13 protein-coding genes are annotated in these 19,137 nt (G+C 38.0%); 7 read left to right on the forward strand and 6 right to left on the reverse strand.

Annotation, left to right across the window (positions count from 1 at the left end; genetic code table 11):
• Positions 1–305: 305 nt before the first annotated feature.
• Entirely contained in the window at positions 306–2,123 is a 1,818-nt protein-coding gene (locus RMO03_RS09715) for an Ig-like domain-containing protein (RefSeq protein WP_309641907.1), read from the reverse strand.
• Between the two features lie 73 nt (positions 2,124–2,196).
• Positions 2,197–2,871, reverse strand: a complete 675-nt coding sequence (locus RMO03_RS09720; RefSeq protein ID WP_309641908.1) for a DUF4294 domain-containing protein — start codon at positions 2,869–2,871, stop codon at positions 2,197–2,199.
• 81 nt (positions 2,872–2,952) lie between these two features.
• Between RMO03_RS09720 and RMO03_RS09725 the strand changes: the two genes are divergently transcribed.
• Positions 2,953–4,041 (forward strand): M42 family metallopeptidase, encoded by a 1,089-nt coding sequence (locus RMO03_RS09725; protein WP_309641909.1) that lies wholly within the window; start codon positions 2,953–2,955, stop codon positions 4,039–4,041.
• A gap of 169 nt (positions 4,042–4,210) precedes the next feature.
• Here RMO03_RS09725 and RMO03_RS09730 read toward each other — a convergent pair whose 3' ends face one another.
• The 3 genes from RMO03_RS09730 to RMO03_RS09740 all read right to left on the reverse strand — a co-directional run bounded on the left by RMO03_RS09730 (position 4,211) and on the right by RMO03_RS09740 (position 6,562).
• Complete coding sequence (locus RMO03_RS09730) at positions 4,211–4,753, reverse strand: hypothetical protein (RefSeq protein WP_309641910.1); 543 nt, start codon at positions 4,751–4,753, stop codon at positions 4,211–4,213.
• A 318-nt stretch (positions 4,754–5,071) separates the two neighbouring features.
• Positions 5,072–5,446, reverse strand: coding sequence for an ankyrin repeat domain-containing protein (locus RMO03_RS09735; protein ID WP_309641911.1), 375 nt, complete (start codon positions 5,444–5,446; stop codon positions 5,072–5,074).
• A gap of 162 nt (positions 5,447–5,608) precedes the next feature.
• Positions 5,609–6,562, reverse strand: a complete 954-nt coding sequence (locus RMO03_RS09740) for a phosphoribosylaminoimidazolesuccinocarboxamide synthase (RefSeq protein ID WP_309641912.1) — start codon at positions 6,560–6,562, stop codon at positions 5,609–5,611.
• Between the two features lie 212 nt (positions 6,563–6,774).
• On the opposite strand from RMO03_RS09740, the gene RMO03_RS09745 reads away from it, so the two are divergent.
• Complete coding sequence (locus RMO03_RS09745) at positions 6,775–11,769, forward strand: translocation/assembly module TamB domain-containing protein (protein WP_309641913.1); 4,995 nt, start codon at positions 6,775–6,777, stop codon at positions 11,767–11,769.
• Positions 11,769–14,060, forward strand: a complete 2,292-nt coding sequence (locus RMO03_RS09750) for a BamA/TamA family outer membrane protein (RefSeq protein ID WP_309641914.1) — start codon at positions 11,769–11,771, stop codon at positions 14,058–14,060. The genes RMO03_RS09745 and RMO03_RS09750 overlap by 1 nt, the downstream gene beginning before the upstream one ends.
• Before the next feature lie 222 nt (positions 14,061–14,282).
• Here the strand turns inward: RMO03_RS09750 and RMO03_RS09755 are convergent, their stop codons facing one another.
• Positions 14,283–15,233, reverse strand: coding sequence for a PhoH family protein (locus RMO03_RS09755; RefSeq protein ID WP_309641915.1), 951 nt, complete (start codon positions 15,231–15,233; stop codon positions 14,283–14,285).
• A gap of 104 nt (positions 15,234–15,337) precedes the next feature.
• Between RMO03_RS09755 and RMO03_RS09760 the strand changes: the two genes are divergently transcribed.
• The 4 genes from RMO03_RS09760 (at position 15,338) to gldG (ending at position 19,113) form a co-directional block, all read left to right on the forward strand.
• Positions 15,338–16,186, forward strand: a complete 849-nt coding sequence (locus tag RMO03_RS09760; protein ID WP_309641916.1) for an SAM-dependent chlorinase/fluorinase — start codon at positions 15,338–15,340, stop codon at positions 16,184–16,186.
• Positions 16,187–16,219: 33 nt separating this feature from the next.
• The gene (locus tag RMO03_RS09765; RefSeq protein ID WP_309641917.1) at positions 16,220–16,516 is read left to right on the forward strand and encodes an antibiotic biosynthesis monooxygenase family protein; all 297 of its coding nucleotides are present in this window, start codon (positions 16,220–16,222) and stop codon (positions 16,514–16,516) included.
• A 72-nt stretch (positions 16,517–16,588) separates the two neighbouring features.
• The gene (gene gldF, locus RMO03_RS09770) at positions 16,589–17,314 is read left to right on the forward strand and encodes a gliding motility-associated ABC transporter permease subunit GldF (RefSeq protein WP_309641918.1); all 726 of its coding nucleotides are present in this window, start codon (positions 16,589–16,591) and stop codon (positions 17,312–17,314) included.
• A complete protein-coding gene (gene gldG / locus RMO03_RS09775) occupies positions 17,314–19,113 on the forward strand; it encodes a gliding motility-associated ABC transporter substrate-binding protein GldG (RefSeq protein ID WP_309641919.1) in 1,800 nt (599 codons plus the stop codon). The genes gldF and gldG overlap by 1 nt, the downstream gene beginning before the upstream one ends.
• The last annotated feature ends 24 nt before the right edge of the window (positions 19,114–19,137 follow it).

Below are 19,137 nucleotides of genomic sequence, written 5' to 3' on the forward strand. Positions count from 1 at the left end.
GCTGCAAAGATAACCACTTCTTTTACTTTTCTCCAAATATATTTTTAGGTTTTTTTCGCTTTGTTTATAACTCGTTGGACTCGCGCGAATTGAATACGAAAGTTTTTTCTTTAACCGCAAAGGGCGCTATGATTTTCGCAAAGAACGCAAAAAAATAAAAGGCTCGCGAAGACGCTATGACGCGAAGCTTAAAAAAGATAGCACTGACCTGTGGCCTTAGCCCCGATCGTAATGGAAATCCTTTTGTTCTGGAGTTCAGAACAAAAGATTGTATTGAAGAGCGGGATTAGCTCCTGAAGAAAAAATTAATCTTTGATTATCTTGATTGTTTTAGTTTTATTGTTGGAAGATGCTTTAATCATATAAATGCCCGACATTAGATTCGACATATCGATTTGGATGGATTTTGAGTCATACGATTTATTCGAAATATACTGTCCGAGCGCATTGATGATCACTACATTGTTTATTGTATTAGAGCTTGTCAGATTTAAAACATTGTTTACCGGATTTGGGAAAGATTTGAAAGTGTCTGTTTCGAATGACGCATTCGCTAAATTACTACAAGTGATTGATGTGGATTGAAAACAAGAAATGCCCGCTACATTTGTTAATGTAAACGTAACGGTTTGTCCTGATAAAACACCAAAAATTTCGTAATGAGAGACTGATGTCATACCACTTCCTACCAAGAGTCCATTGATATAATATGAAAATTGGTAATTTATAGCACCTGGAACTGCACTCCAATCAACGGCGACGGAATTGGGCGATGTAACGTTACTTGGGTCGCAAAATAAATTAGTAGTGACGGCTACATCCGGACCTACAATAATCAATCTTGAGGCTGTAGCATTAGAACAACCACCTGTTCCTGTTTGCGTGTATGTAATTATGGCAGTACCGGCCGAAATTCCGGTAACCAATCCTGAAGTTGCATTGACTGTTGCCACTGCCGGATTAGCTGAAGACCATGTGCCTTCTGTAATTGTCGAAGTAAATGTTGTTTCAGATCCTATGCAGATATTTTGAAAGCCGGTTATCACGCCTGCATTTGGTGCCGCACTAACATTCACAGTTCTATTAGCTGTGGCATTAGAACATGGAGCTATTCCTATCATTGTGTAAGTAATTGTTGCAACACCCGCGGCATTACCCGTGACGACGCCCGTCAAATTATTTACAGTAGCGATGCTAGAATCTGAAGTGGTCCATACACCACCAGGTGCTGTAGAAGTAAATGAAGTAGTAAAGCCTACGCAGATGTTTTGATTTCCTGATAAAGTTCCAGCGATTGGATAAGGATGGATTACAATTGTAGCAATACTGGAATCGTTTGGACATGGGATTGTGCCCGCTACAGTATACATAAAAGAACTTGTAGTGGCTCCAATTGCTGTAGTATAGGTACCTAAAGCAGCATTAAATGTTCCTCCGTTTCCGGAAACTTCCGTCCATGTACCGCCAGAGTCTTCATTGGTGATGATGTCAAATAAATTGATCACTGTTGCATTGCTATCACAAACGGTAATACTCCCTGAATTACCTGCTTCAGGGCAAGGTGCTCCTTGACAATTTAGAATTCCTGCTGTAAAACAATTCCCGAAAGAACCTGAAGGCACTACAAGTATTTCAATATCATCTGTTTGTAGAACACCTGAAATAGTATATGTAAGCATCGCCCCAAAACCAGCATTAATGTATGGACCTCCATTGATAGCGTAGGTAATCGCATAGGTTGTGGCTCCCACAACCGGCATCCAATCAAAAGTTTTCTGATTCGGAGACCAAGTGCCGCATGTAACTGTTGGAGCAAGCAATGGTTTGACAATTATGGTCATTGATGTCGTTGTTGCATCTTGTCCAATATCTGGTGTGAATATATAAGTGGTGGTTTGTTCGCTATTGATAGCTGGGAACCATGTACCGTTAATTCCATTGGTGGAAGTTGTAGGCAAATCATCTAAAAATGAACCCCAACAAATAGCTCCAACTTGGTTGAATGTTGGTACAACAATCAATGAAGTCGGTTCTGTTTCTAATTTATTTTCGGGAAATTGATTGTGGGCATCAACATTAAAAAAGATAAAAAAGGCTATTAAAAAAAGGTTGTGTTTTTTCATAAAAAAAGTTTGTTACCTCGTAAAAATATATCTTTTTTGGTAACAAACTCTTTAATCTTGATAAATTCAGAATCTATTTATTGATTTGTTTGGCCTTCTCTACCCAATAGTCCGATAACTTTTCATAATCAACTGGATTTGCTGATTCTTGTCTGATTAATCTTCCGTGATCAAAAGCTCGGTTTAGAATGGTTTCGATTAGATAATCTTCATTGACTTCATATGGTGCATATTTGGTTTTAAGATTGATATCGAACATACGCGCTGTAGTATTGGACCAGAAGGCTTTCCATCCGCTTTTGTAATCTTTGATTAAGTCGAAAGTTGTAAATCCGGTTTGGCGATTAATCAATTTGACCAAAATTTGTCCTTGTTTGCGCGAGAGTTTTTTGAGTTTGGGTTCAAATTCATTCTGCATATAATCCTCAACAATTTTGAAATATTTTCTTTTTTCACGAGTCGTTTTCAACGCATCCATACTTTTATTTAAAACCGTCAGGCGTTCAGCGGCCACTTTTGCATAAGGATACACTTTATAAACCCGATTGCGCAGCAGTAAAAATTGCTTCTTGCTTTCGGCATCCATATAGTCTTTGTAAACAGTAATTTCTTCTAATTGAATGGGTTCGGTAATCGTGTCAGTATCTTTCAACTGATACGTAATTTTGGTAGTGTCTTGCTCAATGATTTGGGCATTGATTGAAAACGTAAATAATAAAATGCAGGTGATAAAAAGACTAAACTTCATAGCAGAAAAATTATGAATCAAAATTAGACATTAATTACGCAACTGTAATGCCAAATTTATAAATTAGCCAAAAAAACAACTATGAGTACAAAATCGATATTGAAAAAATCCTCCATTACCTTTTTAGAACAATACCTTAATAACGCCTCGCCTACCGGTTATGAAGCCGAAGGGCAAAAAATTTGGATGAATTATCTAAAACCTTACGTAGATACTTTCATCACCGATACCTACGGAAGTGCCGTTGCGGTTATCAACCCAGATGCAAAATATAAAGTGGTCATTGAAGGACACGCGGATGAAATTTCATGGTACGTTAATTACATTACAGACAACGGATTGATTTATGTGATCAGAAATGGCGGTTCCGATCATCAAATTGCGCCATCCAAACGCGTAAACATTCACACCAAAAATGGCATTGTAAAAGGTGTTTTCGGTTGGCCTGCGATTCACACGAGAAATCGCGGAAAAGAAGAATCCGCTACGCTGCACAATATCTTCATCGATTGCGGTTGCGAAACTAAAGCCGAAGTAGAAAATCTTGGCGTTCACGTAGGCTGTGTGATTACTTATCCTGACGAATTCATGATTCTCAACAACGATAAATTTGTTTGTCGCGCCATCGATAATCGTATGGGTGGATTCATGATTGCTGAAGTTGCCAGATTGTTGCACGAGAACAAAAAGAAACTGCCTTTCGGTTTATACATCACCAATTCCGTGCAGGAAGAAATCGGTTTGCGCGGTGCCGAAATGATTACCAATACGATCAAACCCAATGTCGCAATTGTAACCGATGTCTGCCATGATACAACCACACCCATGATCGAAAAGAAAATCGAAGGCGACTTGCAAATGGGTAAAGGTCCGGTGATTGCTTATGCTCCGGCGGTTCAGAATAAATTGCGTGAATTGATAGTTGCTACAGCTGAAAATAATAAGATTCCTTTCCAACGTCATGCTACTTCAAGAGCTACAGGAACCGATACGGATGCATTCGCTTACAGCAATGGTGGCGTGGCTTCAGCGCTGATTTCTTTGCCTTTGCGCTATATGCATACAACGGTTGAAATGGTGCATAAAGACGATGTTGAAAACGTCATTAAACTCATTTATGAAACTTTATTGTCGATTAAAAACGAAGATGATTTTTCTTATTTTAAATAATAATTTTTAGGAGCTATTTCCTGCTATACGTTCTTATCTTTTGTGCCACCCGAGCCGCAGGCGAACTGACGAAGTAAACGACGGCACAAAAGGATAACCACTGCTATCAGGGCTAAAAAAAAAGCATCATGAAAACCATGATGCTTTTTTTGTTTAAAGTAGTTTTTTGTTAGTTCATTCCGACAAGTTTATTAGTGTTTTGTTTTAATGAAAACCCTTTTTTGTTGATGCTTTCAAAATCTAAAGGTTGAAATGCACTAGTAATATCGCTTTCAATAATCGCGTTGTCTTCTGCAATCTGATCTTCGATGGTTCTGTCTAAATACAAAGGACGAACTTCTGTGTCGTTATTGCTTTCAATGATTTGATTGTTTTGCTCAATGATGGTTTCTATTGCAGTAGCTTCAAAATAACGAACACCTTCGTCTATAACATTGCTCTCGATGATTTGATTATTCTCAGCGATTATTTCTTCTACTGATTTTTGGTAAGCATTAACCATAACAACTGCAGGATTCAAAATTACCTGATCTTCTACCGGTGCAGCATTTCTTTTTTCTAAAGGATTGCCTTCTGTAGCAAAAAAATCTGCTTGTTCGTTGTCTTCTGTTACAACGGTTACTACTTTATCTGTAGTTTTTGATGTGTTGGCTGCTGTAGTCAAATTGAAAACTAACATAGCCATTCCTAATAATGTAATTGAATTTTTCATGATGATTTATTTTTTATTGATGATGAATTTATTGTTTCTATTAATTTCCTATACAAAGATAAGGCTAAAAACTAATACCTTGTTTTGCATAGTACTTAATTTTAACAGTATGTTAACATATTGAAATTGAAAGAAATCAACAAAAACTCAGTAACCATAATGCTTTACTCTTAAAATAAATAAATCATAAAAGTTTAGAAAATAAAACCGCTGATTCGCAGATTTGTTAATTCTGTGAATCAGCGGTAAAAATAAATAGCGAAAATAATGGAAGTAAAAGTAAAAAAACCCGAGAAGTAATTCTCAGGCTTTCTATAATTAATACTGTTTCAATATCGCTACAGCATCATTAGCGAGTGAAAGTTCCGCATACTTTAAAGCGGTAATTCCTTTTTCGTCTTTGGTCTGAACGTTGGCTCCGTTGGCCAATAAGAATTTTATGATTTCTGTTTTGTTATATCGTGCGGCTACCATTAATGGTGTCATACCGAACGATTTCTCATTCACATCAGCGCCATATTCGACCATTTTTTTAACGAGATCGAATTCTCCTTTTTGAATAGCAACACATAAAGGAGTGCTTTTGCCATAATGTGAAAGAACATTTTGTGTTGTTGTAACAGTGTTGTTTGCTAACACAGGCGCAGTAAAAGTAACTAACGCCAATCCTAAGTAAACGATTGATTTTTTCATTGTGATTTGATTTTTAATTGATTGATGATATAAGTCAATAGACGGCGTTCGTATTAAATCGTTACGCGACATTGCAATTTTTAACATTTAATTAATCTTCAATACAATAAAAAAACCCGCACCTTAATTGAAAATGCGGGTAATTATTGGGTATAAAAATTCTTAAACTTTCTTTAAATACTCCAGTACATTTTTTTCAATGCGCTGATGAATATTGGCAATATCGGCTTTTACAAACGCAGCACCAATAATATTCTCATACAATTCAATATATCGCTCGGAAACCGTTTCAATGTATTCATTAGTCATATCGGGAATCAGTTGACCTTCTTTTCCTTGAAATCCGTTTTCAATCAGCCAACGACGAACAAATTCTTTCGACAATTGCTTTTGCTCTTCTCCTCTATCCTGCCGTTCTTGATAACCTTCTAGGTAAAAATATCGAGAAGAATCCGGTGTGTGGATTTCATCAATCAGCACAATTTCACCACTTTTAGTTTTTCCGAATTCGTATTTGGTATCTACCAATATCAATCCTCTACTCGCTGCGATTTCAGTTCCTCGTTGGTATAATGCTCGCGTAAACTTTTCTAAAATCAAATAATCTGCTTCAGATACAATGCCTTTGTCCAAAATAGCTTCTCGCGAAATGTCTTCATCATGCTCGCCATTATCCGCTTTAGTAGTCGGTGTAATTATTGGATTTGGCAATCGATCATTTTCCTTCAATCCTTCGGGTAAAGCAACGCCGCAAAGCATTCTTTTTCCGAGTGAATATTCTCTGGCGGCATGTCCGGAAACATAGCCTCTAATAACCATTTCTACTTTAAAAGATTCACATAAATGTCCAACAGCTACATTCGGATCAGGTGCAGCAATAAGCCAATTTGGCACAATATCTTTAGTCAATTCCATGAATTTTGTCGCGATTTGATTCAGAATTTGTCCTTTATATGGAATGCCTTTGGGTAAAACAACATCAAAAGCGGAAAGCCTGTCTGTAGCAACCATGACCAAATATTGATCATCGATATTGTAAACTTCACGGACTTTACCGCGGTAAACGGATTTTTGTTTTGGAAAATTAAAATTTGTAGTAGTAATTGTATTGTTCATTTTAGTTGTGTTGTGTGTAGTGTGCCACAAAAATACATTGTTTTGAGAGATACACAAAATCGAAATTCATATTCAGATGCATTTTAAAATATTATAATATAAATCTCTAATTGTATAAAAAGAATCATCACATAAATCCTCATCTTTACACAGAACACGGGGATTTTATGTCGTATATTAACCGTAATTTACCATTAACCAATCGGACCAATTTGAAACAATACTTAAAAAAGGGTGCAAAATTTCTACTCTGGACCATTGCTTCTATTCTGATGCTGTGCATTTTACTCGTGCTTATCATACAAATTCCTTTTGTACAGAATAAAATCAAAGACAAAGCAGTGACCTATCTCGAAGGAAAAATCCATACCAAAGTCATGATTGGCCACATCGATATCGGCTTTCCAAAAGATGTCACCCTCGAAGAAGTTTATCTCGAAAGCCAACAAAAAGATACTTTATTATACGGAAGAAAATTGCAAGCCAACATTTCGCTTTTCAAATTAATCAACAGTGAAGTCGAAATCAACAGCATCGATCTCAACGGCATCACCGCACACATCAAAAGAAACAAAGATTCAATTTTCAATTTCGATTATATCATCAAGGCGTTTGCTTCCAAAGACCCATCGAAATCCAATACTAAAACAAAAATTTCAATCAGCGATGTCAATCTCGACAAAATCAAAGTGACATTTGACGATGCCATCACCAAAAATAATCTCAAAATCGCAATCCATCATTTCGACACCAAGATTAATAAATTCGATTTAGATCATCTAGATTTCGATGTCCCAAAAATCAAACTCGACGGTTTGAATATCAGACTCAAACAAGGTTTGTTGGTTCATGAGATTGCCGTCAATACCAAACAAATTGCCGATTCACTTGCAAAAAATTCAGATTTAAAATTAAAACTCGGACAAATCGCACTATCAAAAATCGACATCCAATATGACAACGCCGGCACGAATCTCAACACAGGATTAACGCTTGAAAAATCATTAATTCGTTTCAATACATTCGATCTTAAAAACCAAGTTATCGATATAGAAAACCTTGATATCGATAATTTAAAAGGCGCACTCACACTCGTCAAAAAAGAAAACAAACTACCAAAAACAGCAGCGGCTCTAAACACAAAATTGCCCGAAAAAGGTTGGAAAATGAAGCTCAACCAAACCAAAATCAAAGGAATCGCCTTCCGTTTCGACGATGAAAATGTTGCGCCGACAAAAAAAGGGATTGATTACAAACACCTCGATATCAAAAACTTCAATCTCGATGGCGAAAAATTTGCTTACTCATCAAAAGGAATTTCCGGTAATATATACGCATTCACCATCAAGGAAAAAAGTGGAATCGATGTGCAATCGCTTAAAACCAAATTCTATTATGGCGAAAAATCGGCTTATCTTAAAAATTTGTATCTAAAAACACCGCAAACGCTGGTGAAAAATGAAATCATTATTGGTTATCCATCGATTGAAACTGCTTCAAAAAATATGGGTCAACTACAACTCAATGCGAATTTGATCGACAGTCAAATTGGTTTCAAAGACATTTTGATTTTCGCACCGCAACTCGCGAATACCAATCCATTTCAAAGTAATGCGAATGCAATCCTTAAAATCAATGGAAAAATCAATGGGAAAGTCAACGACATCCATATCCCGAATCTTGAAGTCAGCGGTATAGGCAACACAAGACTTGCAGCAAGCGGAACGATTGTAGGTTTACCTGATGCAAAAAAAGCCTATTTCAATATCAACATTCGTCATTTCGAATCGACTGCCAAAGACATTTACAGTTTTGTGCCGAAACAAACCATTCCGAATACCATACAATTGCCGGCAAGATTGGCCACTCGAGGTACTTTTAAAGGAACCATGAGCGCTTTCTTTACCAACATGAATCTGACCAGCAGTTTTGGAAATGCCACAGTCAAAGCGAATTTTAACCAACAAAGAAAAGATCACGAAGTCTATCAAGCAAACACAAGTTTCACGAATTTCGATTTAGGTAAACTCATCAAAAATCCGACGCTTGGAAAAATTTCGCTGCAAGCTAACATTAAAGGTATTGGACTCAACCCAAAAACAGCTTCAGCGACCGTCAAAGGGAAAATTGCTAGTGCACAATACAATCAATATACATATCGCAATGCCAATCTCGACGGCACCATAAAAAACGGCATTTTCGATGCGGCAATCGTTATGAAAGACCCGAATCTGGCTTTCAATTTAACGACCGAAGGCAGCTTTAAAGACAAATATCCTGCAGTAAAACTTAAAATGAATGTTGATATTGCAGATCTCGAAAAACTGAATCTGCATGCCGGGCCATTAAAACTGAAAGGCCAAATGGATGCCGATTTTCCAACGGCTGATGTCGATTATCTCAACGGAAAACTGTTCGTACATCACCTGCGAATTGCCAATGCTAAAAACGAATTTGTGCTCGACACCATCACCGTAATGGCCACGGCAACATCTGAAAAAAATGCGATTGTTGTACGTTCTCAAATGCTCGATGCTGACGTGAATGGCCAATATCAATTGTCGAAACTTGGCAATGCGATTACCCATTCGATCGCTCAATATTATGATGCAAATCCGGGTTCTAAAAAAGCGGTTTCGAGTCCACAGCAATTGGCATTTGCTATTACTATTAAAGACCATCCGATTATTTTTCAATTGGTGCCGGATTTAAAAAGTATCGAACCAATCCATATTAATGGGCGATATAATTCGGTCAATGATTCAATCGTGTTTAACGCTAGCATTCCTAAAATTATCTATCAGGAAAATACTTTAACCAACGGCAACGTAAAAGTGGATACAAAAGAAGGTGCTTTGGTTTATGAAATCCTCGTCGATGATATTCAAAATGCTCAATTCAAATTACCATACACAAGTCTTTCAGGAAAAGTTCAGAACAATCTTATCGACTATACTTTATTGCTCAAAGACGATAAAGACAAAGAACGTTATATGATTGCTGGTACATTAAAAACCACACCGGCATCGACAGAAATCAAACTCAACGACAAACTAACATTGAATTACGATTCCTGGAATATGAACCCAAACAACCTATTGCGCTTTGGGAAAAATGGGATTTATGCCAATGAAGTTTCGCTCGAAAAAGACAACAATATTCTGAGTGCACAATCAGAATCTGAAAGTCCGAATGCGCCGTTGAATATCGGTTTCAAAGACTTCCAAATCGAAACCATTACGAACATCGCACAAAAAGATTCGCTTTCTGTTGGTGGAAAAATCAATGGAAAAGCACAGCTTAAAGATTTGATGAAAAGCCCGCTTTTTACGGCCGATCTTGAGATTGCTGATTTCAATTTTCGCAAAGATACCGTTGGAAACCTGGCCATTAAAATCAATAATGACATTGCCAGTAACTATAAAACCAATATCGTAATTAGCGGTCAAGACAACAATGTGGTGCTCGATGGCAATTACAATTCAAAATCCAACACTTTTGATATGGATTTGGATTTGGTAAAACTCAACCTCAAAAGCATCCAAGGTTTTTCGATGGGCAACATTTCACAAGGCAGCGGATTCTTTAGTGGGAAATTTAAAGTGAAAGGCACACCGGAAGCACCTCATATCGTTGGTGATTTGCAATTTAACGACATTGCTTTCCGTGTAAAACAAGCCAATGCCTATTTCAAATCGATGAACGATAAAATCACTGTGAATGAAAGCGGTATTGTCATCGACAAGTTTGTAATCAAAGATGATCAGGACAATATTTTGGTCGTTGACGGTTCGATGCCTACGACCAATTTTATAGATTACGGTTTCAATCTTTCGGTGGGCGCAGACAATTTTCAAGTTTTGAATTCAAAAGAAAAAGACAACCAATTGTTTTACGGACAATTGTATGTTGATACGCGCCTTAAAATCAAAGGCAATACCGACAAACCAATTATCGATGGCAATATCAATGTGAATAAAGACACCAAACTCACGGTTGTGCTGCCTCAACAAGACCCATCGATTGAAGACCGTGAAGGTATTGTCGAATTTATCGATCAAGATGATGTTGCTATCAATCAAAAATTAATCGCAAACGATTCGATCAGCAAAACCCAAATCAAAGGCCTTGAAGCTTCTGTGAATATTGAAATCGACAAACAAGCCGAGCTCAACATGATCATCGACAAAGGCAATGGTGATTACCTCAAACTCAAAGGTGAAGCGCGACTGACCGGCGGTATTGATTCCTCAGGAAAAACCACACTCGCGGGACGTTACGAATTTACCGAAGGTACCTACGAAATGACATTCAGCCTAATCAAAAGAAAATTTGATATTAAAGAAGGAAGCTACATCTTGTGGACAGGCGAGCCCACTGCAGCCGACATCAACATCACTGCCGTATACAAAACCGACGCGGCTCCGATTGATCTTTTGGGCAACCAACTGGGCAATGTGAGCGATGAAATTCGCAATACCTACAAACAAAAAATTCCTTTCGAAACCGAACTGATTATGAAAGGCGAATTGCTCAAACCCGACATCACTTTTGACATTGTGCTTCCTGAAGGCAACAATTCTGTTTCGACAGAAATCATCAACAGCACGCAAACGCGATTAACACAATTGCGTCAAGAACCTGCCGAGCTCAACAAACAGGTTTTTGCACTGTTGCTTTTGAATAGATTTATCGGTGAAAATCCATTTGCCAGTGAGTCAGACGGTACTTCTTCGGGAGCATTGGCCAGACAAAGTGCAAGTAAAATTTTGTCGCAACAATTGAATGATTTGGCGGGTGATTTAATTAAAGGTGTTGAACTCGATTTCGACCTCGAGTCGACCGACGATTACACCTCCGGGCAACGTCAGAACAAAACCGATTTGAATGTGGGTGTTTCCCAAAGATTGCTCAATGACCGTTTGAAAGTTAGTGTCGGAAGTAGTTTCGCCCTCGAAGGACAACAGCAAACCAACCAACAAGCGAACAATATTGCCGGCGATATTTCGGCCGATTACCAATTGTCGAAAGACGGAAGGTATCGCGTGCGGGCTTATCGTAAAAACCAATACCAAGTGGCGTTGCAAGGGCAAGTGATTGAAACAGGCGTGTCGTTTATCATCACTTTGAACTACGATAAATTTCGTGAGATTTTCCGGAGTGCGAAACAAGACAAAGCCAAACTCGATACAAAAAAGAAATTATAATGAAAACGAAAACGCTATATATCGGTTTGCTCCTACTCTTTCTGGCTTCTTCGTGCAGCAACACTAAATATTTGCCTCAAGGTGAATTGCTATATACTGGTGGGAAAATTAAGGTAGAAGACGATTCTATTTCGAGAAAAGAGCGCAAGAATCTCAGAAAAGTTATGGAAGGCATGTTGCGTCCGAAACCCAATAGCAGAGTACTTGGACTGCGTTTCAAACTGTATATCTACAACATTGCCGGTACGCCTAAAAAGGAAAAAGGATTCCGCCATTGGCTGCGGTATAAAGTGGGTGAACCGCCGGTACTTTTTAGTCATTTTGATTTGGATTTCAATAAAAACATCTTGAAGAATTACGCGGAAAATAAAAGTTATTTCAATACGCGTGTTGCTGCAGATTCAACACGTAAAGGCAAAAGAGTTACTTCGAATTTTCTCGTCAAACCCGGCAGTCCGTATAAAATCAAACAGGTTATTTTTCCTGCCGACACTTTGGAACTTGAACAAGCCATGATGGCCATTAAAGAAAAAAGCTTTCTGAAACCCGGCGAAAATTATGATCTTGATAAAATAAAAGCTGAAAGACAACGCATTGATACGCACTTGAAGGAAAAAGGGTATTTCTTTTTTGGCGCGGATTATTTGAAAGTGCAAGTTGATAGTACAGTCGGAAAGCATCAAGTTGATTTGCTTTTAAAAGTAAAACCCGAAACACCGAAGCTCGCCAGAAATGTATACAGAATCAATGATATTATTGTTTATCCGAATTATTCCGTGAATACCGATAAAGCAGTTACCACTTCGGATTCGATTCAGAAATACCATGATTTCACCATCATCGATGCTCAGAAAACCTTCAATCCTCGAATATTTGACCGCACGCTTTATTTCAAAAAAAATGATTTATACAACCGCACGAACCACAATTTATCATTGAATCGGCTTGTGAATTTAGGAACTTTCAAATTTGTAAAAAACCAATTCACGATTGTCGATACGATAGGAAATTACCTCAATGCCTTTTATTATTTGACACCATTGACTAGAAAATCTTTCCGAGTGGAAGTCTTGGGCAAAACCAATTCGGCCAATTATACCGGAACGGAACTCAACATCAGTTGGAGCAATAGAAATACTTTCCGAGGCGCGGAATTGTTTACGGTTAGTCTATTTGGTGGACTTGAAGTGCAACTTGGCGGTCAAAACAAAGGTTTTGATGTATACCGTGCCGGAACGGAAATGAACCTAATTTGGCCGCGCTTCCTGACGCCGTTTAAGACCAGTTCATCAAGTGGATTTGTACCAAAAACAAAGGCTACGCTTGGTTATGAATACCAATTGAGGTCGAAATTGTATTCGTTGAATTCGTTTAAAACTTCGTTTGGTTATTTGTGGAAGGAAAACGCCCGTAAGGAACACCAACTTAATGTTACGGAAATTACCTATGTGAGTCCATCGCACGTGACGCCTTTATATCGTGAACAAGCAGCCACAAACGAATCGCTCAACAAAGTCATTGACAAACAATTGATTTTCGGACCCAACTATTCGTATACGTACACCAACACTATGGAAACGGCGAAAAAGCATACGCTTTATTTTAAAGGTTCGTTTGATTTGGCAGGAAACCTTGCGGGATTGCTCACCAAAGCGGATATCAAAAAAGGCGATACGATTAAAGTGTTGAGCGTTCCTTTCAGTCAATTTGCCAAAGCGGAAGCAGATTTTAGGCATTATATGAAATTGGGCGATAATTCGCAATTGGCCAGCCGCATCATTGTTGGCGCTGGTTATGCTTATGGGAATTCGGCGGAGTTGCCTTATATCAAACAGTTTTTTATTGGAGGAACGAATAGTTTGAGGGCTTTCCGTGCCCGTTCTATTGGACCCGGAACATTCAACGCCGAAGCGGAAACCAATAGTTTTTTACCGGATCAATCTGGTGATATTAAATTTGAAATCAACACCGAATATCGTGCAAAACTATTTAGTATTGTGCATGGAGCTGTTTTTGTAGACGCAGGTAATATTTGGCTGATGACTGATAATCCTGAAAAACCTGGTGCAAAATTCTCGGGAAAATTCCTAAACGAACTGGCTGTAGGAACAGGTGTTGGACTGCGATTTGACTTATCGTTTCTGGTACTGCGGACAGATTTGGCTTTCCCACTGCGAATACCTTATCTCCCAGATGGGCAACGTTGGGTAATTGACAAAGTGAATTTTGGAAACGGGCCTTGGAGAAGTGATAATTTGGTATTCAATTTGGCGATTGGTTATCCTTTTTAATTGACATTTGAGAATAGTGTTCCAGTGGATGGAATGCCCTAGCCCCGATAGAAGGGAAAATCCTTGACATTGCGCCGTAAGTGTCGAACAGATTGCTTCACTTCGTTCGCAATGACAAGATTGGAATGATAGCGGGATTGGCTCCTGAAAAATATAATAACAAAAAAAATGCTTACATCGAATTGAATCTTTGTAAGCATTTTGTATTTAAAAGTGAAATTTCTAATCGTTGTTTTCGATTTGTTTGTACGCATCGATGACTTTTTTGACCAATCTGTGACGAACAATATCTTTGTCATCTAAGTAGATTATCCCAATACCTTCAACATCTTTCAACACGAGAATCGCTTCTTTGAGACCTGAAATGGTTCTTCTTGGCAAATCGACTTGTCCCGGATCGCCCGTAATCATGAATTTGGCGTTTTTTCCCATACGTGTTAGGAACATTTTCATTTGAGAATGGGTTGTGTTTTGGGCTTCATCGAGGATTACGAAAGCATTGTCTAAAGTTCTTCCACGCATGAATGCCAACGGTGCAATTTGAATGATGCCTTTGAGAATATAATCTTCTAGTGATTGTGGCGGTAACATATCGCGCAACGCATCATATAAAGGTTGCATATACGGATCGAGTTTTTCTTTCATATCACCCGGAAGAAAACCTAAATTTTCACCAGCTTCAACAGCAGGCCTTGTCAAGATAATTCTTTTGACTTCTTTATCTTTCAATGCTTTGACAGCAAGGGCAACACCTGTATAAGTTTTACCGGTTCCGGCCGGACCAACAGCAAAAACCATATCGTTTTTGTTTATCGTATCGACAAGCAATTGCTGATTTGGAGTCATTGCTTTGATGATTTTTCCACCGATGCCATGCACTAAAATTTTGTCGTGATCGGGCATGCGTTGCTCATCTTGCGAGTTGCTCTGAATTACGCGTTCTATCACATTATCATCAATTCGGTTGTATCGGGTGAAATGAGCCATGAGTCGGTTGAATCGAACTTCAAACTCATCTAAAACTTCTTTTTCTCCGAAAGCCTTAAGCGTGGTGCCGCGGGCGACAATTTTTAATTTAGGATAGTACTTTTTAATAGTTTCAAGATGAGAATCTTGTGCGCCCCAAAAATCTTTGGGTGCGATGTCGTTGAGTTCAATTATTCTTTCGTTCAAAAGGAAGTAGTATTAAATTAAAAATTTGTTACTATAATTAGTAGCTTTGCATTCAAATTTAATGAGTTTTTAGTTCGGTTTTCTTTTTATTTATAAACAATTTTATGTCAATAATTACGCTTACTACCGATTACGGCTTAAAAGATCATTTTGTAGGTGCTTTGAAAGGTAAAATACTTACGGATTATCCTGAAGCAGTGATTATCGATATTTCGCACGACATCGATTTGTTTAACACTTCCGAAGCCAGCTATATCATTGGCGCAAGTTATGCGAATTTCCCAAAAGGAACGGTTCATTTGATTGGTGTCGATGCTGAATTAAACAAAGAAAACCGACACATCGCCATTCAATGGAATGACCATTATTTTATCTGTGCCGATAACGGAATCTTAAGCATGTTGATTCAAAATATTAAGCCGCAGAAAATGGTTGCCATCAATATTCACGATCGTTTGCCCGTTGATGCTACTGATTTGGATGTGTTTGTCAAAGTCGCTTGTCATGTTGCAAAAGGCGGATTGCTTAATGTCATTGGTAAGGAAATCACCAGCATTAAACAGATTACTGAGTTACAGCCCATCATTGCTGCCGATAAAAACTCCATCAAAGGTTCCGTAATTTATATCGATCATTTCGGAAATGTCGTGACCAATATCACCAAGAAATTATTTCTGGAAATTGCCAAAGGCCGACCATACGAAATTCCAATCATGCAAGGAAAAAATCAAAAGCGATCGATTCCAATTAAAAACATTTGGGCGAAATATTCCGATATATCCAACGCCGGAAATTACGGCATCAAGAATTACGAAGGTGATAAACTCGCTATTTTCAACGAAGCCGGGCATTTAGAAATTGCCATTTTCAGAAGCAATCCAATGAGCGTTGGAAGCGCTTCTAGCCTACTCGGATTAGGCTATCGCGATACCATCACCGTTAATTTTCTCTAAATCTAAAATCTGCAATCTAAAATCATAAATCAAATGTTCGTACGTATTGTAAAAATGAGTTTCCATCAAGAACACATTCCCGCATTTCTAGCCAATTTCGAATTGATGAAAACCAAAATACGAAATGCCCAAGGAAACCGTTTTCTTGAATTGTATCAAGACAAAAACAATCCGTGTATTTTCTTTACTTACAGCTATTGGGAAACCGAAGACGATTTGGAAAATTACCGCCGTTCGGAATTGTTTTATGATGTATGGACGTTTACAAAAAAACTATTCAATGACAAACCCGAAGCTTGGAGCGTGGATAAATTAGTAAGTTTGCAATAGTTGTAGGTTGTATGTTGTAGGTTACGAACTGTTAACTTACAACATACAACTTACAACAAACAACAAAAAAATATGAAAGCAATATTATTAAGGGAAATAAAATCCTTTTTCGGCTCACCGATTGGCTATTTGGTGATAGCAATATTTCTATTGCTCAACGGATTGTTCCTTTGGGTTTTTGAAGGTGACTATAATATTCTCAACAGCGGATTTGCGGATATGAGTCCGTTTTTTACGATAGCACCATGGATATTAATTTTCTTAATTCCGGCCGTAACCATGCGCAGTTTTTCCGATGAAAAAAAGCAAGGCACACTTGAGTTACTTTTAACTAAACCATTGAGCCTGTGGCAAATTGTGAACGGAAAATTTTTGGGCGCCATGCTGTTGATTGTGATTGCGATTATACCAACTTTGATATATATGTATGCGATTTCAACGCTAGGTATGCCCGAAGGCAACATCGATTTGGGCAGCACGATGGGTTCGTACTTTGGATTATTATTTTTGATTGCTTCGTATTCTGCGATTGGTATTTTCACTTCAACACTATCTGAAAATCAGATTGTGGCTTTCATACTTTCGGTGTTTTTATGCTTCTTTTTCTACTTCGCTTTTGACGGATTAGCAACGTATTTACCCAATGCTGAAAATCTGATTTCTTCGTTTGGAATGGATAATCATTTCAAAAGCATGAGTCGCGGTGTGATAGACACGCGTGATGTTTTATATTTTGTAAGTATCACCATTGCTTTCTTGTCGTTGACCGTTTTCAAATTAAAATCACTGAAAAACTAATGGAAACCGTAAAAAATAAAAGCCTCAAAACCGTATTATTTACGATTGCCATTTTACTTGTTATTAATGCTATTGGCAGCCGCTTTTTTTATCGCTTCGACTTAACGCAAGATCATCGTTATACGCTATCAAAAACCTCATTAGATATTGTCGGCAATGTGGGCGAACCGCTTACTGTTGAAGTTTTCCTCGATGGTGAATTTCCTGGGGAATTCAAAAAATTGCAGGTAGAAACTCAAAATTTATTAGACGAATTTAAAGCTTATAACCCTGATATTGTTTATACGTTCACGAACCCTTCTGACGATTCGGAAGATCAAGATGTTGAAAAAAGAGATTTGATTTACAAATTGTTTACGCTTAACAATACCGTTCATTCTAAAAAGGAAGAAAATGAAATCAAAGCCAGTATCAAACAAATTCCCGATCTCAAAAAGGTTTTAATTGCTTCGTTTGCGCAAAATGGCATGACGCCTGCGACTGTTACCGTTCAGGATAAAGGCAAAGAATCGCAAGAAGTTATTTTTCCCTGGGCGATTGCTACTTATAAAAACAGAAGTGTTGTGATTCCACTGCTCAAGAATCAAATGACGAAAACTACTGCTGAGAAAGTCCAACATTCTGTGCAAAATCTCGAATATGCCTTTGCGAATGGATTGAACACCATTGTAAAAGAAAAACAAAAGAAAATTGCAGTGATCAAAGGCAACGGCGAATTGCAAGATATTCATATGGCGGATTTCATCAAACAAGTGCGCGAGAATTACCATATCGGAACTTTCACTTTAGATTCAGTCGCAAAAAAACCCAATGAAAGTTTACAATATTTAAAGAAATACGACCTTGCTATCATCGCGAAACCTACTGAAAAATTCTCTGATGAAGAAAAATTAGTGCTCGACCAATTTGTAATGAATGGCGGAAAAACCTTGTGGTTGGTAGATCAAGTCAATATTGAAATGGATAGTTTGTATAACGATTCGGGTGCTTCGCTGGCCTTTCCATTCGATTTAAATTTGAATGATATGTTCTTCAAATACGGCGTTCGGATCAACCCAACTTTGGTCAAAGACGTTATGGCAACACCAATCGCTTTGGCTACTGGAGAACAAGGCAGCGCCACACAATACACACAATATCCTTGGTTTTATTCCCCTTTGATTTATCCTGCTTCTAAAAATCCGATTGTGACGAATGTTGATGCGCTCAAATTCGAATTTGCGAATGGCATGGATACGCTTAAAAATGGCATTAAAAAGACCGTGTTACTGAAATCATCGCCCTTTTCAAAACTAGTAGGAACACCAGTCGAAGTCAATCTCAACATGGTTTCAGAACGACCGGAACAAAGCGAATTTAAAGGCACAGGCAATATTCCAATGGCGGTTTTGCTCGAAGGGAAATTTCATTCTGTGTATCAAAATCGCGTGATGCCATTCACAGAAAAAACGTTTCAAGCTGTTGGAAAAGATAATAAAATGATTGTGATTTCCGATGGTGATCTGATTCGAAATCAACTCGACAAAAACGGACAACCCTTAGAATTGGGTTATGACAAATGGACCAATAAACTCTACGGCAATAAAGAATTTATGATGAATTGCGTCAATTATTTGCTAGACGATACTGGACTTATTAACATTCGCAGCAAGGAAGTCAATTTGCCTTTGCTCGACAAAGAAAAAGTCTACAGCAACTACGCCCAAACACAATGGATAACTGTCGGACTTCCAATAGTAGTGCTGGCAATTTTCGGATTCGTCTTTACCTTTTTGCGAAAAAGAAAGTACAGCCGCTAATGTTAATAAAATTCTTTTTGTTAT

It is taken from the genome of Flavobacterium sp., from assembly GCF_031411595.1.
Classification (GTDB): Bacteria; Bacteroidota; Bacteroidia; order Flavobacteriales; family Flavobacteriaceae; genus Flavobacterium.